This is a genomic window from Bradyrhizobium sp. F1.4.3 (assembly GCF_040548375.1).
GTDB lineage: Bacteria > Pseudomonadota > Alphaproteobacteria > Rhizobiales > Xanthobacteraceae > Bradyrhizobium.
Window position 1 is genome coordinate 1 of record NZ_JBEPRN010000020.1, and the last position, 12,873, is coordinate 12,873.

Here is a 12,873-nt window from a genome sequence, read left to right on the forward strand (position 1 = left end):
GCGCGAGCTCTCTGCGGGCGGCAGCCCCCCCCCCCCCGCCCCGCCCCCGCCCCCCCCCCGCCCCCCCCCCCCCCCCCCCCCCCCCCCCGACACCGGATTTGTTGTCGCAGACGGCCCCTTACAAGCAACTCAGCCGCTGCGGGCAGCCCGCCCTCACACCATCCCTTCCGCCACGACCATGTAATTCACGTCCATGTCGGAGGAGAGGGTCCATTTGTCGGCGAAGGGGCTGTAGACGACGCCGGTCTGCTCGGTGATGACGAGGCGGTTGTCGAGGAGATATCTCGTCAGCTCGTCGGGGGTGACGAACTTGTTCCATTCATGGGTGCCACGCGGCAGCCAGCGCAGGACGTATTCGGCGCCGACGATGGCGAGCGCAAAGCTCTTCCAGTTCCGGTTCAGCGTCGAGACCACCATCAGGCCGTTCGGCTTCAGCATCGAAGCGCAGCGCTTCAGGAAAACGCCGACGTCGACGACGTGCTCGACCACCTCCATCGCCAGCACGATGTCGAAGCGTTCGCGCGGATCAATCTCCTCGACCGTGGTGCAGCGGTAGTCAATCGACAGATGCCCTTTGTCCGCATGGAGCTTGGCGGCCGCGATGTTGCTGACCGAGGGATCCACGCCAATGACCTGCGCGCCCAGCCGCGACAATGGCTCGCACAACAGGCCGGCGCCGCAGCCGATGTCGAGCACGCGCAGGCCACCGAGGCAGTTGAGGCTGCGCACATTGCGTTCGAACTTGCGGCAGGCGGCATCGCGGATGTAGCCGAGCCGTAGCGGATTGATCCGGTGCAGCGGCGCCATCTTGCCCTTGGGGTCCCACCACTCCGCCGAGAGTTTTGAGAACTTTGCAATCTCGGCCGCGTCGACGGTCGAACCTGGCTGCGGGGCTGCGGTTGCGAAAGTATTTTGCTGCATGCTCATGAAGTAGCGCGGTCCTACCGCGTGGTGATCGAACTACGGAAGGCGAGCGGCGAGGCGATGGTCCGGATGGTTTCGCGACCTTCGCCAACGCCGTTGATGGTCACGTCGCCATAGTTGAGAATACGTCCAAGAATCGACTGGTTCACATCGACGCTCTCGACCTTGTCCAGCGCCATCTCGAAGGTGCGGCGCTTGATGAACCCGGTCTTGTGCACGACCCGCAAATTGGTGACGTCGGTCTCGGTGGTGAAGCGGTGGAACCAGCCCTTCACAGTCCAGTAGAGCGCCGCCAGCGCCACCAGGCCGGCTCCGATCAGGCACAGCACCATCACGCTATAGACGTCGATCTGCCGCGACGCCACGAACAGGGCCACAGCCGCGATCCAGGCCACAATCGCCGGAAAATAGAAGATCCAGTGCGCATTGGTCGAATACAGCACCCGCTCGCCCTGTTGCAGGATCTCGTCGATATAACGCGCCATGATCTCGGTTAACCCATACCCCCGCACCCTGCCCCCCGCAGGAACCCGCTTGCCCCCGGCGCCGCCGCTATGTATACGCGCGGTCGGTATCCGCGGGGCACCCGTCCAGCGCGGTCACCATACTGATCCTTATGAGGGAATGCACGCGTCGTCATGAGCCGCCTCGTGATGAAATTCGGCGGCACATCCGTCGCCAACATCGAACGCATCCGCAACGTCGCACGCCATGTGAAGCGTGAGGTCGACGCCGGCCATCAGGTGGCCGTGGTCGTCTCCGCGATGTCCGGCAAGACCAACGAGCTGGTGGCCTGGTGCACTGAGGCCTCGCCGATGCATGATGCGCGTGAATACGACGCCGTGGTCGCCTCCGGCGAACAGGTGACATCGGGCCTGCTCGCCATCGCGCTCCAGGGCATGGGTATTCAGGCCCGCTCCTGGCAGGGCTGGCAGATCCCGATCAAGACCAGCGACGCCCATGCCTCGGCCCGGATCGAGGACATCGATGGCACCGAGATCATCAACCGCTTCAAGGAGCGGAAAGAGGTCGCCGTCATCGCCGGCTTCCAGGGCATCAATCCCGAGACGAATCGAATCACCACGCTCGGCCGCGGCGGCTCCGACACCTCGGCCGTCGCAATCGCCGCCGCCGTCAAGGCGGACCGCTGCGACATCTACACCGACGTCGACGGTGTCTACACCACCGACCCGCGAATCGTGCCGAAGGCCCGCCGTCTCGACAAGATCGCGTTCGAAGACATGCTGGAACTGGCCTCCCAGGGCGCAAAAGTGCTCCAGGTCCGTTCGGTGGAACTCGGCATGGTCCACAACATGCCGATCTTCGTCCGCTCGAGTTTCGACAAGCCCGAGGATATCGACCCGCATGCCAACCAGCCGCCCGGCACGCTGATCTGCAGCGAGGAGGAGATCATGGAAAGCCACGTCGTCACCGGCATCGCCTTTTCGAAGGACGAGGCCCAGATCTCGGTGCGCCAGATCGAGGACAAGCCCGGCGTGGCGGCGTCGATCTTCGGCCCGCTCGCGGACGCCAACATCAACGTCGACATGATCGTGCAGAACGTCTCCGAGGACGGCAAAACCACCGACCTCACCTTCACGGTGCCGGCCGCGGACTACACCCGCGCCAGGGACACGATCACCGCCGCCAAGGACAAGATCGGCTACATCAGGCTCGACACCGCCACCGACGTCGCCAAGATCTCGGTGATCGGCAGCGGCATGCGCAGCCATGCCGGCGTCGCCGCCCAGGCGTTTTCGGCCCTCGCCGGACGGAATATCAACATCCGGGCCATTACAACCTCCGAGATCAAATTCTCGGTTTTGATCGACACCGCCTATACCGAGCTTGCGGTGCGCACCCTGCACACGCTCTACGGGCTTGATCAGGCTTAGACTAATTTTCTCTTAGCGGTCGCAGCAAACGCGAAGGTGTACACACCTTCGCGTCTGGCAGGCGTTTTGCTTGGCAAAACAAGCCCCAATTCGCTATACGGCGAACAGGGTGGGCTGCCACATACTGTGCCCCAGTTGAGGCGGTGCTGATTCGGCTCAGGCAACAGCTTGGGCCGGCGCCGGATGAGCAAATTCGTTGTTTTTCTGGATTTTCGGGCGAGCCGCCGGAGTCCGTTTCGGGCCCGGCTGACGGAGGAGATTGACGGCACATGCGGAGCGCGTCGGGAGGTCCCCGCGTCTTGTTGAGACGGCTCCGCGAAACCATGGCGGAGCAGGTCTCGGCCCAGGAGCGGCTGGACAAGATCGTAGTGCTGATCGCCGCCAACATGGTGGCCGAGGTGTGCTCGGTCTACGTGCTGCGCGTCGACAACACGCTCGAGCTCTACGCCACCGAAGGCCTCAACCGCGAAGCGGTGCACCATACCGTGCTGAGCGCCCATGAGGGCCTGGTCGGCCTCGTCGCCAGCGATGCGACGCCGCTCAACTTGAACGACGCGCAAAGCCACCCGGCTTTCTCGTTCCGCCCCGAGACCGGTGAAGAAATCTACCACTCCTTCCTCGGTGTGCCGATCCTGCGCGCCGGCAACACGCTCGGCGTGCTGGTGGTGCAGAACCGCGCCAAGCGCACCTATGTCGAGGAGGAGCTCGAGGCGCTGCAAACCACCGCCATGGTGCTGGCGGAGCTGATCGCCTCCGGCGAACTGTCCGCGCTCGCCCAGCCGGGCCATGAGCCTGCCGCGCGCCATTCCACGCAGAAGGCCGGCGCCATCCTCTCGGAAGGCATCGCGCTCGGCCATGTCGTGCTGCACGAGCCGCGCGTCGTCATCAAGGACTACATCGCCGAGGACCTGCCGAAGGAAATCAAGCGGCTCGACACCGCGCTCGCCAAGCTGCGCTCGGACCTCGATCGCATGCTGGAGCGCGGCGACGTCGCCGAAGGCGGCGAGCATCGCGACGTGCTGGAAGCCTATCGCATGTTCGCCAACGACCAGGGCTGGTCGCACAAGCTGCACGAGGCGGTCGCCACCGGCCTCACGGCGGAAGCCGCCGTCGAGCGCGTGCAGTCCGACACCCGCGCCCGCATGCTGCGCGTGACCGACCCCTATTTGCGCGACCGGCTGCACGATCTCGAGGATCTCGGCTACCGCCTGATGCGCCAGCTGGTCGGCCAGGATCACGCGCCCTCGCGCGAGCAATTGCCCGACAACGCCATCGTCATCGCGCGCGCGATGGGACCGGCGGCGCTGCTCGACTACGACCGCAAGCGCCTGCGCGGCATCATATTGGAGGAAGGCACCGCCAATTCCCACGTTTCGATCGTGGCGCGCGCGCTCGGCATTCCCGCGGTCGGCGAGGTGCCGAACGCGCCGGGCATCGCCGATCCCGGCGACGCCGTCATCGTCGATGGCACGTCGGGCACCATCTATGTGCGTCCGTCGCAGGAAATCGAGGCGGCCTTTGCCGAGCGGGTGCGCTTCCGCGCCCGGCGCCAGGCGCAATATCTGGCGCTGCGCGACCGGCCCTGCGTCACCAGGGACGGCGAGAAGGTCGAGCTCCTGATCAACGCAGGTCTTGCGATCGACCTGCCGCATATCGAGGACACCGGCAGCGCCGGCATCGGCCTGTTCCGCACCGAACTGCAATTCATGGTCGGCCAGAGCCTGCCGCGCACCAGCGACCAGCTCGCGCTCTATCGCGCCGTGCTGGATGCCGCCGGCAGCAAGCCGGTCACTTTCCGCACCCTCGACATCGGCGGCGACAAGGCGCTGCCCTATATGGAGACCGTGATCGAGGAGAATCCCGCGCTCGGCTGGCGTGCGATCCGGCTCGGGCTCGACCGTCCCGGCCTGTTGCGCGGCCAGATCCGCGCGCTGCTGCGCGCCGGCGGCGGCCGTGCGCTGCGCGTGATGTTCCCGATGATCTCGGAGGTCGCCGAGTTCGATTCGGCGAAGGCGCTGGTCGAGCGCGAGCTCACTTATCTGCGCCAGCACGGCCACACGCTGCCGGAGCGCATCGACATCGGCACTATGGTCGAGGTGCCGGCGCTGCTCTATCAGCTCGACGAACTCCTGAAGAAGGTCGACTTCATCTCGGTCGGCTCCAACGATCTGTTCCAGTTCCTGTTCGCGGTCGACCGCGGCAATGCCAAGGTGTCGGAGCGTTTCGACACCATGTCGGCGCCGATCCTGCGCGTGCTGCGCGAGATCGCACGGAAGTCCAACGCGGCAAAGAAGTCGCTCTCGCTCTGCGGCGAGATGGCCTCGAAGCCGATCGGCGCGCTCGCCCTGATCGCGATGGGCTATCGCTCGCTGTCGCTCTCGGCGACTGCGCTCGGCCCGGTCAAGGCGATGGTGATCGATCTCGATGCGAAAAAGGCCGAAGCGATGCTCGGCCCGTTGCTGGATGCGCCGACCGGCAGCGTCTCGATCCGGCAGAAACTGACGGAATTTGCCGAGGCCGAAGGCCTGGCTTTGTAGCGGGCCAGTCGCCTCTACCAGCCGCCTCGCCTCCTTCCGCCCCTTGAGACCATACCGATGTCGTCACTTCCTGAAGCCAAACTGGACCTCCTGCTCGCGCATCACGCCTCGCTCGAGGCTGAATCGCTCGGCCAGCTCTCCTCCGAGCGCTATGTGCAGGTGACGCGCGAGCTCGCCGAGATCACCCCGCTGATCGAGGCGGTGAAAACCTATCGTTCCGCCGTCAAGGAGCTCGCGGATACCGAGGCGCTGATCGCCGATCCCGCCACCGACGCCGAAATGCGCAGCATGGCCGAAGCCGAGCGCGACGAGCTCCAGCCGAAGATCGAGGAGCTCGTCCAGAAAATCCGCGTCGCGCTGTTGCCCAAGGACGCCATGGACGACCGCAACGTGGTGCTGGAAATCCGCGCCGGCACCGGCGGCGACGAGGCCTCATTGTTCGCCGGCGATTTGTTCCGGATGTACGAGCGCTTTGCGAGCCTTCAGGGCTGGAAGGTCGAGGTGATCTCGGCGAGCGAAGGCACCGTCGGCGGCTACAAGGAAATCATCGCGGAGGTGCAGGGCCGCGGCGCGTTCTCGAAGCTGAAATTCGAATCCGGCGTGCACCGCGTGCAGCGCGTGCCCGACACCGAGACACAGGGGCGCATCCACACTTCGGCGGCGACGGTGGCCGTATTGCCCGAGGTCGAGGACGTCGACGTCGACATCAAGAACGACGATCTGCGCATCGAGACCATGCGCGCGCAGGGCGCCGGCGGTCAGCACGTCAACAAGACCGAATCGGCAATCCGCATCACCCACATCCCGACCGGCATCGTGGTGATGATGCAGGACAGCCGCTCGCAGCATAAAAACCGCGCCTCCGCGATGAATATCCTGCGCTCGCGCATCTACGACGCGGAGCAGCAGCGCGTCGACGCGGCGCGCTCGGCCGAGCGCAAGGAGAAGGTCGGCTCCGGCGACCGCAGCGAGCGCATCCGCACCTATAATTTCCCGCAAGGCCGCGTCACCGACCATCGCATCAATTTGACGCTCTACAAGCTGCCGCAGGTGATCGCGGGAGAAGCAATCGGCGAGCTGATTGACGCGCTGACCACCGAGCACCAGGCCGCCCAGCTCGCCGCACAAGGCGCGGCGGCGTAACAGGCGCGGACCCAGCGCTCAGGACTCGCCGGATTCCGGGAATGACTTCAACAGGCGGTTGAGCGCCGGGCTCGCCGCGCGACGGAGCTCCTCGAGATTCCGCCGCGAGAGCGCATGGAGTTTCTGCTCCCCCTTCTTCGTCAGCTTGAGGTGAACGCGTCTGGCGTCCTCGGGATCGGCACCCCGACTGACCAGCCCGAGCTTGGCCAAACGGTCGATCAACTCGACTGCGGAATGATGCCGGATCAGCAGGAATCGCGCGACGTCGCCAACGGTTGCCGGACCCGGCCGAACAAAGCCCTTGATGCCGAGCAGCGCCTGATGCTGTGTCGGCGTCAATCCCTGCTCCGCCGCGGCGGTTTCGCTGAACGCCAGAAAGCTCCGGATCTGGTAGCGGAACTGCGCCAGCGCCGCATAGTCGGACTCGCGCATCGCGCCGCGCATTGATGGCCGCGCGGACGCCGGGCGCCCCGTCTTCCGCGTCGATTGAACCATTCCGCGCCTTCGGCTTCGACCCAACCCGTGGAGCCTAGCGCAAGATTAGCAAGGAAGGATCAGCCGGGCCAACCGACCGGCGCTGCGGATGCACAATTATCGAGGTCCGAAAGTCAACGAGCCGGCCGCCTATTCGAAGCTGGAAAGCAGGATCTTCACCAGGATGACCTGAAACGCGATCGGGATGCGGACGCTTTTCCGCCTGATCGAACGCTGGAGCGCGCCGACGATCTCGGCACTGGTCAAGGCACCGGCTGACGCATTGGCAATCAATCCCGCCCACATCTCCGACAAGGAGCCGCCGGGCCGGATCACCGGCTTGATGGTCACCCCGCAGCCCTGCGCCCAGGTGATGATCTCGTGCATCGTGTGAGGGCCGCAATTGCGCGCGGTTGCGAGGCGCTCGGCCGTCAGCGCGAGCAGCAACTCGCGCGACGGCGACCATTTCCCCTTCGGCGGCTGCTCGCCGGTGAGCTCGACCGCGAGCTCCTTGAGGACGTTCTGGGCGCGGACGCTCAGCGTCTTCATCGGGCCGGGCGCACGTTTCACCTGAACGGTGCCTGCGGGCGGCCCGCGCCAGCCGGCTGGCCGGTTGCGCGGCTCCGACATGGGAGACGCATCGGGCTGCGGCGCCGCGCGCGGGTCGGCGCCCTCCGCCGCCTGCCGCTCCGCCTCTTGCGGCCAGGACTGCCGTTTCCGGGCACTCGTCATTCTGGTCTGTCGCGCCATGTCGCTCGCCGAACCCGCCGGTCTCATACTCACAAAGACTAATATATATCGTTACCCGATATGTTTTCACGAGATAATTTTCGTTGTTCGACCAAAGGCGAAATTGACAGGAGGCCTTCACAAGCAATGCATAGGGGCAAGAACTACACGCGGATGTGACGTGCCCGGCGTTCCGGCCCTCGATGCCGGACAACGCCGGGCGGGTTGCGTTGTGCTCGCAAGCAAGAACGTTGTTCGGAGGAAGCCATCATGACTGACAAGCTCATCCGCCGTGGCCTGAGCCACGGCATCTCGCGCCGCAGCCTGCTTCAAACGAGCGCGGGACTCGTCGGCGGCACGCTGCTGCCCGCGCTGCCGGCGTTTGCCGACGACAAGCCGGCGATCGGCTCCTATCCCGCCGGCGTCTCGGGTTCCACGGCTTTCATCGGAATTTCGGTGCCGCGCACCGGTACCTATGCCGTGCAGGGCGAAGACGAGCTCAAGGGCTATCAGCTCGCGATCGAGCACATCAACGAGGGTCACGACCTGATCAAAAAGATCTCGCCCAAGACCAGCAAGGGCGTGCTCGGTAAGGAGCTGAAGTTCGGCGTCGCGGACTCCGCCGCCAAGCCGAACGAAGCAGTGCAGGCGCAGCAGCGCTTCATCAGCGAGAACAAGGCGATCATGATCACCGGCGGCACGTCGAGCGCCGTTGCAGTTGCCCTCAACAAACTCGCGCAGCGCGAGCATGTCCTGTTCGTGTGCGGCATTTCCGGCTCGAACGACACCACCGGCAAGGACTGCGTTCGCTACGGCTTCCGGCAGAATTTCTTCGGCCAGACCGCCGCCGCGGCGATCGGGCCGGTCATGGTGAGGGAGTTCGGCAAGAACAAGAAGGCGGCCTATCTGACGCCGGACTACACCTACGGCCACACCGTCACCAAGTCGATGCAGGACTTCCTCGCGGCCGCGGGCTGGACGACGACGACCAACCAGGTCGCGCCGCTCGGCGCGCCCGACTATTCCTCTTACCTTCTCAACGTCGCGAATTCCGGGGCGGACGTGCTCATCAACGTCAACTGGGGCCACGACGCGGTGCTGTCGACCCAGCAGGCCAAGCAGTTCGGCGTGCTCGACAAGATGAAGCTGGTCGTCCCCTACCAGGTGCCGTTCATCGCGCGCGAGACCGGCGGGCTGATGCAGGGCGTCTACGCCGCCACCGACTATTGGTGGACGATCGAGGACAAGTTCCCTCTGGCCAAGATGTTCAACGAAGCCTTCGAGAAGAAGTACGGCTACAAGCCGGAATGGGGCGCGGAGAACGCCTATGTCAGCTTCGCGCACTGGGCCCACATGTGCGAGGAAGCCGGCAGCTTCAATCCGCCTGACGTGATCAAGACCTATGAGAAGGGCGAGACCCTGCCGTCCCTCGTCGGGGACGTGCACTATCGCGCCGAGGACCATCAATGCATCCGCCCGGTCATCATCGTGAAGGGCAAGATGCAGAAGGACATGAAGAACAAGGAGGATTGGTACGACGTCGTCGAGATCGTTCCAGGCGATAGCCTGATGCAGAAGCCCGACGCGTTCGGCTGCCATCTCGGCGACTACACCTGAACCCGCGTTGACCCCTGTGACGCCGCGGGCTGCATCCGCCCCTGCGGCGTCACCTTTTTTAGAGCGCCCCGTTTGCGTAGCTCAACCGTGATCGCCGCATGATCAATTGGCCCAATCTCGTTTCGCAGCTCTTCAACGGGCTCGCGCTCGGCGCGCTGCTCGCGCTGATCAGCTCCGGCCTGACCATCATCTACGGCACGCTCGGCGTGCTGAACCTCGCGCACGGCGCGATGTTCATGATCGGCGGCTACGCCGGCTTCGTCGCCTTCCAGTACACCGACTCGTTCATCCTCGCTGTCCTCGCCGGCTCCCTGTTCGTGATGCTGCTGGGCGTGGCGATGGAACGTGTCATCATCCGCCATTTCTATCACCGCCCGCACGAGGACCAGCTGCTCGTCACGTTCGGGCTCGGCATCTGCTTCGTCGAGATCGTGCGCCTGATCTTCTCGAGCCAGTCGCAGGTCGTGCCGCCTCCGGCGTTATTCCAGGGCATCACCAATCTCGGCTTCATGTTCTATCCGACTTACCGCCTTGCAGTGGTCGGCATCGTCGCGATCGCACTCGGCGCGCTGTTCCTCGTCCTCTACCGCACCCGGCTCGGCATGATCGTGCGCGCCGGCATCGAGGATTCGGTGATGGTGGATTCGCTCGGCATCAACGTCTACCGTGTCTTCATGGTGGTGTTCGGCATCGGCGCGATGGCCGCCGGCTTTGCCGGCATCGTCAACGCGCCGGTGGTGTCGCTGACGCCGGGCGTCGGCGACGACATCCTGGTCGAGACATTCGTCGTTGTGGTGATCGGCGGGGTCGGGTCGTTCCCGGGCGCGATCCTCGGCGGCCTGATCGCCGGAGAGATCATCAGCGTCACCTCGATGTTCAACCCGGGCTACGCCTATGTGATGCTGTTCGCGGCGATGACGCTCGTCCTCGTGGTGCGGCCGCACGGGCTGCTGGGCGTGCAAGGCCGAGAGTAAGTCAATCCGATGCTCAAGCAACGCCCCTTCCTGATCGAGACGCTGACGGCCATTGGGCTGATCGTGGCGCCCTTCGTGCTCCCCCATCTCGGCTTTGCACCCAACACCGTCAACCGCATTCTGGTGTGGGGTCTGTTCGGCCTCGGCTTCGATATCCTGTTCGGCTTCACCGGCCTGCTGTCGTTCGGGCAATCGGCCTTCTACGGCACGGGCGGTTTTGTCGCGGCCTATCTTCTGACCCGCGCCGGCTTCGGCAACGTGCTGGGCGCGCTGATCATCGGCATGATCGCCGCTGCCGCGACCGGATATCTGATCGGACTGATCGCGCTTCGGCGCACCGGCATCTATTTCGCGATGATCACGGTGGCGATTGCCGAGGTGTTCTTCTTCGTCGAGTTCAATCCGCTGTCGGACTTCACCGGCGGCGAGAACGGCCTGCCCGGCGTACCGACACCGAGCTTCAATCTCGGATTCACCACCCTGCACTTCACCAATGGCTGGTCGCTCTATCAGTTCATCGCGCTCTGTTATTTTATCGGCGTCGTGATCGCGCTGCGGATCGTTCGCTCGCCGGTCGGCGCCATCCTCAGTGCCATCCGCGACAATCCGCTACGCGCCACGGCGGTCGGCCACAACATCCATGCATACAAGCTGACCGCGTTCGTGATCGCCGCCGCCTATGCCGGGTTCGCCGGCGGACTGCTCGGCGTGCTTCAGGCCTTCATGCCGCCCGACGCCTTCACGTTCGACACGTCCGGCCAGCTCGTGATGCAGACCGCGATCGGCGGCCGTGGCACGCTGTTCGGACCGCTGGTCGGCGCAGCCGTATGGTTGTTCCTCCAGGATTTCCTCCAGGCTGCGCTCGGATTGGGTGCGGCCTGGAAGCTGGTGCTGGGCCTCGTGTTCGTCTTGCTGGTCTGTTTCCTGCGCGGCGGCATCATCGGCGGGCTCGCGGATCTTTATCGCTTCCTGGCCGGCAAACGGACCAGAGAGCCCGAGGCGGAAGCCCCTTCCGGCCTGACCGCCGAAGCGGAGCAACAGGCGGCCGAGGTCGAGGCCGCCAAGCAGGCCGTGCCGGCCCCGCTGCTGGCAAAGGATGTCGAACATGCCGCCTATTCCGGCCCGATCCTGAAAGCCAGCGGCCTCACCAAGCGCTATGGCGGTCTCGTCGCCAACAGCGATATCGATTTCAGCGTCAATCAGGGTGAGCTCCGCGGCATCATCGGGCCCAACGGTGCCGGCAAGTCGACCTTCTTCAAGATGCTGACCTGCGAGATCGCGCCGACGTCCGGTCAGATCGTGTTCGAAGGCCGCGACATCACGGGACTGCATGTTACCGAAGTGTGCCAGCTCGGGCTCACCAAGAGCTACCAGGTCAACCAGCTGTTTACCGGACTGACGGTGCGCCAGAATCTCACGATTGCGGCGCTCGCCGAACTGCGCGGCAAGTTCCGGCTCGACCTGTTCCGGAAGCTCTCCAATGTGAAGGGCCTGTCGGAGCAGGTGGAGCATACGCTCGCGCTAGTGAGCCTGACCAGGCGGGCCGACACGCCGGTCGCCGAGCTCGCCTATGGCGAGAAGCGCCGGCTCGAGATCGGGCTTGCGCTCGCCACCTCGCCACGCTTGCTCCTGCTCGACGAGCCGCTCGCCGGCATGAGCCCGCGTGAGCGGGTCGAAACGGTCCGGCTGCTCAAGTCGATCGCGCGCGACCGGACCATGATCATCATCGACCATGACATGGACTCGTTGTTCGAGCTGGTCGAACGCGTGACGGTGCTCCAGGAAGGCCGTGTACTGGTCGAGGGCACGCCCGAGGAAATCAAGACCAACGCCGCAGTGCAGGAAGCCTATCTCGGCGGCGTCCACGGAGAGATCGCCGCATGAGCCTGATCGAGGTCGACGGCCTGAACAGCTATTATGGAGACTCCCACATCCTGTTCGACGTCGCCATGCGCGTCGAGCGGCACGAGGTGGTCGCGCTGCTCGGCCGCAACGGCGCCGGCAAGAGCACGACGCTGAAGAGCCTGATGGGCGTTGTGACGCCGCGCAGCGGCACCGTGATGTTCGACGGCGCCGATATCGCCGGGCGCAGGAGCCACAAGATCGCGCAGGCCGGCATGCAGCTCGTTCACGAGGAGCGCCGCATCTTCGGCAGCCTCTCGGTCGAGGAGAACATCGTCATTGCCGGGATCACTGCGGCCAGGCGCTGGCCGCTCGATCGCGTCTACGAGATGTTTCCGCGGCTGAAGGAACGGCGCAACAACCGCGGCACCGAGCTGTCCGGCGGCGAGCAGCAGATGCTGGCGATCGCCCGCGCGCTGGTGCGCGACCCCAAGATCATCCTGCTGGACGAGCCGTTCGAGGGCCTTGCTCCCGTGATCGTCCACGACCTCGTGAAAGCCTGCCGCGATCTCGCCGCCGCCGGCCAGACCATCGTGCTGGTCGAGCAGAACCTTGCAGCGACGCTGGCGCTGGCAAGCCGCATCTACATCATCAACAACGGCCACATCGTGCACGAAGGGCCGGCGCAGGAACTCAAGGCGCAACCGGAATTGCTGCAGCGCTATCTCGGCGTCTAGT

At 65.0% G+C, this 12,873-nt stretch carries 11 protein-coding genes; 7 read left to right on the plus strand and 4 right to left on the minus strand.

Translation table 11 applies throughout. From position 1 onward, the window contains the following. Positions 1-153: 153 nt before the first annotated feature. Complete coding sequence (ubiG, locus tag ABIB73_RS32385; RefSeq protein ID WP_354230796.1) at positions 154-927, minus strand: bifunctional 2-polyprenyl-6-hydroxyphenol methylase/3-demethylubiquinol 3-O-methyltransferase UbiG; 774 nt, start codon at positions 925-927, stop codon at positions 154-156. 14 nt (positions 928-941) lie between these two features. Next, on the minus strand, positions 942-1,409 hold the full coding sequence (locus ABIB73_RS32390) for a PH domain-containing protein (protein WP_354230798.1): 468 nt from the start codon (positions 1,407-1,409) through the stop codon (positions 942-944). Positions 1,410-1,562: 153 nt separating this feature from the next. On the opposite strand from ABIB73_RS32390, the gene ABIB73_RS32395 reads away from it, so the two are divergent. The 3 genes from ABIB73_RS32395 (at position 1,563) to prfA (ending at position 6,499) form a co-directional block, all read left to right on the plus strand. After that, positions 1,563-2,819, plus strand: a complete 1,257-nt coding sequence (locus ABIB73_RS32395; protein WP_354230800.1) for an aspartate kinase — start codon at positions 1,563-1,565, stop codon at positions 2,817-2,819. 269 nt (positions 2,820-3,088) lie between these two features. Further along, a complete protein-coding gene (gene ptsP, locus ABIB73_RS32400) occupies positions 3,089-5,356 on the plus strand; it encodes a phosphoenolpyruvate--protein phosphotransferase (RefSeq protein WP_354230802.1) in 2,268 nt (755 codons plus the stop codon). A gap of 57 nt (positions 5,357-5,413) precedes the next feature. After that, positions 5,414-6,499 (plus strand): peptide chain release factor 1, encoded by a 1,086-nt coding sequence (gene prfA / locus ABIB73_RS32405; protein WP_354230804.1) that lies wholly within the window; start codon positions 5,414-5,416, stop codon positions 6,497-6,499. A gap of 18 nt (positions 6,500-6,517) precedes the next feature. On the opposite strand, the gene ABIB73_RS32410 is transcribed toward prfA, so the two are convergent. Together ABIB73_RS32410 and ABIB73_RS32415 are read right to left on the minus strand one after the other, a co-directional pair. Beyond that, a complete protein-coding gene (locus ABIB73_RS32410; RefSeq protein WP_354230806.1) occupies positions 6,518-6,943 on the minus strand; it encodes a MarR family winged helix-turn-helix transcriptional regulator in 426 nt (141 codons plus the stop codon). A gap of 180 nt (positions 6,944-7,123) precedes the next feature. After that, the gene (locus ABIB73_RS32415; RefSeq protein ID WP_354230807.1) at positions 7,124-7,705 is read right to left on the minus strand and encodes a hypothetical protein; all 582 of its coding nucleotides are present in this window, start codon (positions 7,703-7,705) and stop codon (positions 7,124-7,126) included. Between the two features lie 267 nt (positions 7,706-7,972). On the opposite strand from ABIB73_RS32415, the gene ABIB73_RS32420 reads away from it, so the two are divergent. From ABIB73_RS32420 to ABIB73_RS32435, 4 genes are all read left to right on the plus strand, one after another. Further along, positions 7,973-9,319: a substrate-binding protein gene (locus tag ABIB73_RS32420; RefSeq protein WP_354230809.1), complete on the plus strand. Its 1,347-nt coding sequence runs from the start codon at positions 7,973-7,975 to the stop codon at positions 9,317-9,319. 98 nt (positions 9,320-9,417) lie between these two features. Further along, a complete protein-coding gene (locus tag ABIB73_RS32425) occupies positions 9,418-10,293 on the plus strand; it encodes a branched-chain amino acid ABC transporter permease (RefSeq protein WP_354230811.1) in 876 nt (291 codons plus the stop codon). 9 nt (positions 10,294-10,302) lie between these two features. Then, the gene (locus ABIB73_RS32430) at positions 10,303-12,177 is read left to right on the plus strand and encodes a branched-chain amino acid ABC transporter ATP-binding protein/permease (RefSeq protein ID WP_354230813.1); all 1,875 of its coding nucleotides are present in this window, start codon (positions 10,303-10,305) and stop codon (positions 12,175-12,177) included. Further along, the gene (locus tag ABIB73_RS32435; RefSeq protein WP_354230815.1) at positions 12,174-12,872 is read left to right on the plus strand and encodes an ABC transporter ATP-binding protein; all 699 of its coding nucleotides are present in this window, start codon (positions 12,174-12,176) and stop codon (positions 12,870-12,872) included. The genes ABIB73_RS32430 and ABIB73_RS32435 overlap by 4 nt, the downstream gene beginning before the upstream one ends. The last annotated feature ends 1 nt before the right edge of the window (position 12,873 follow it).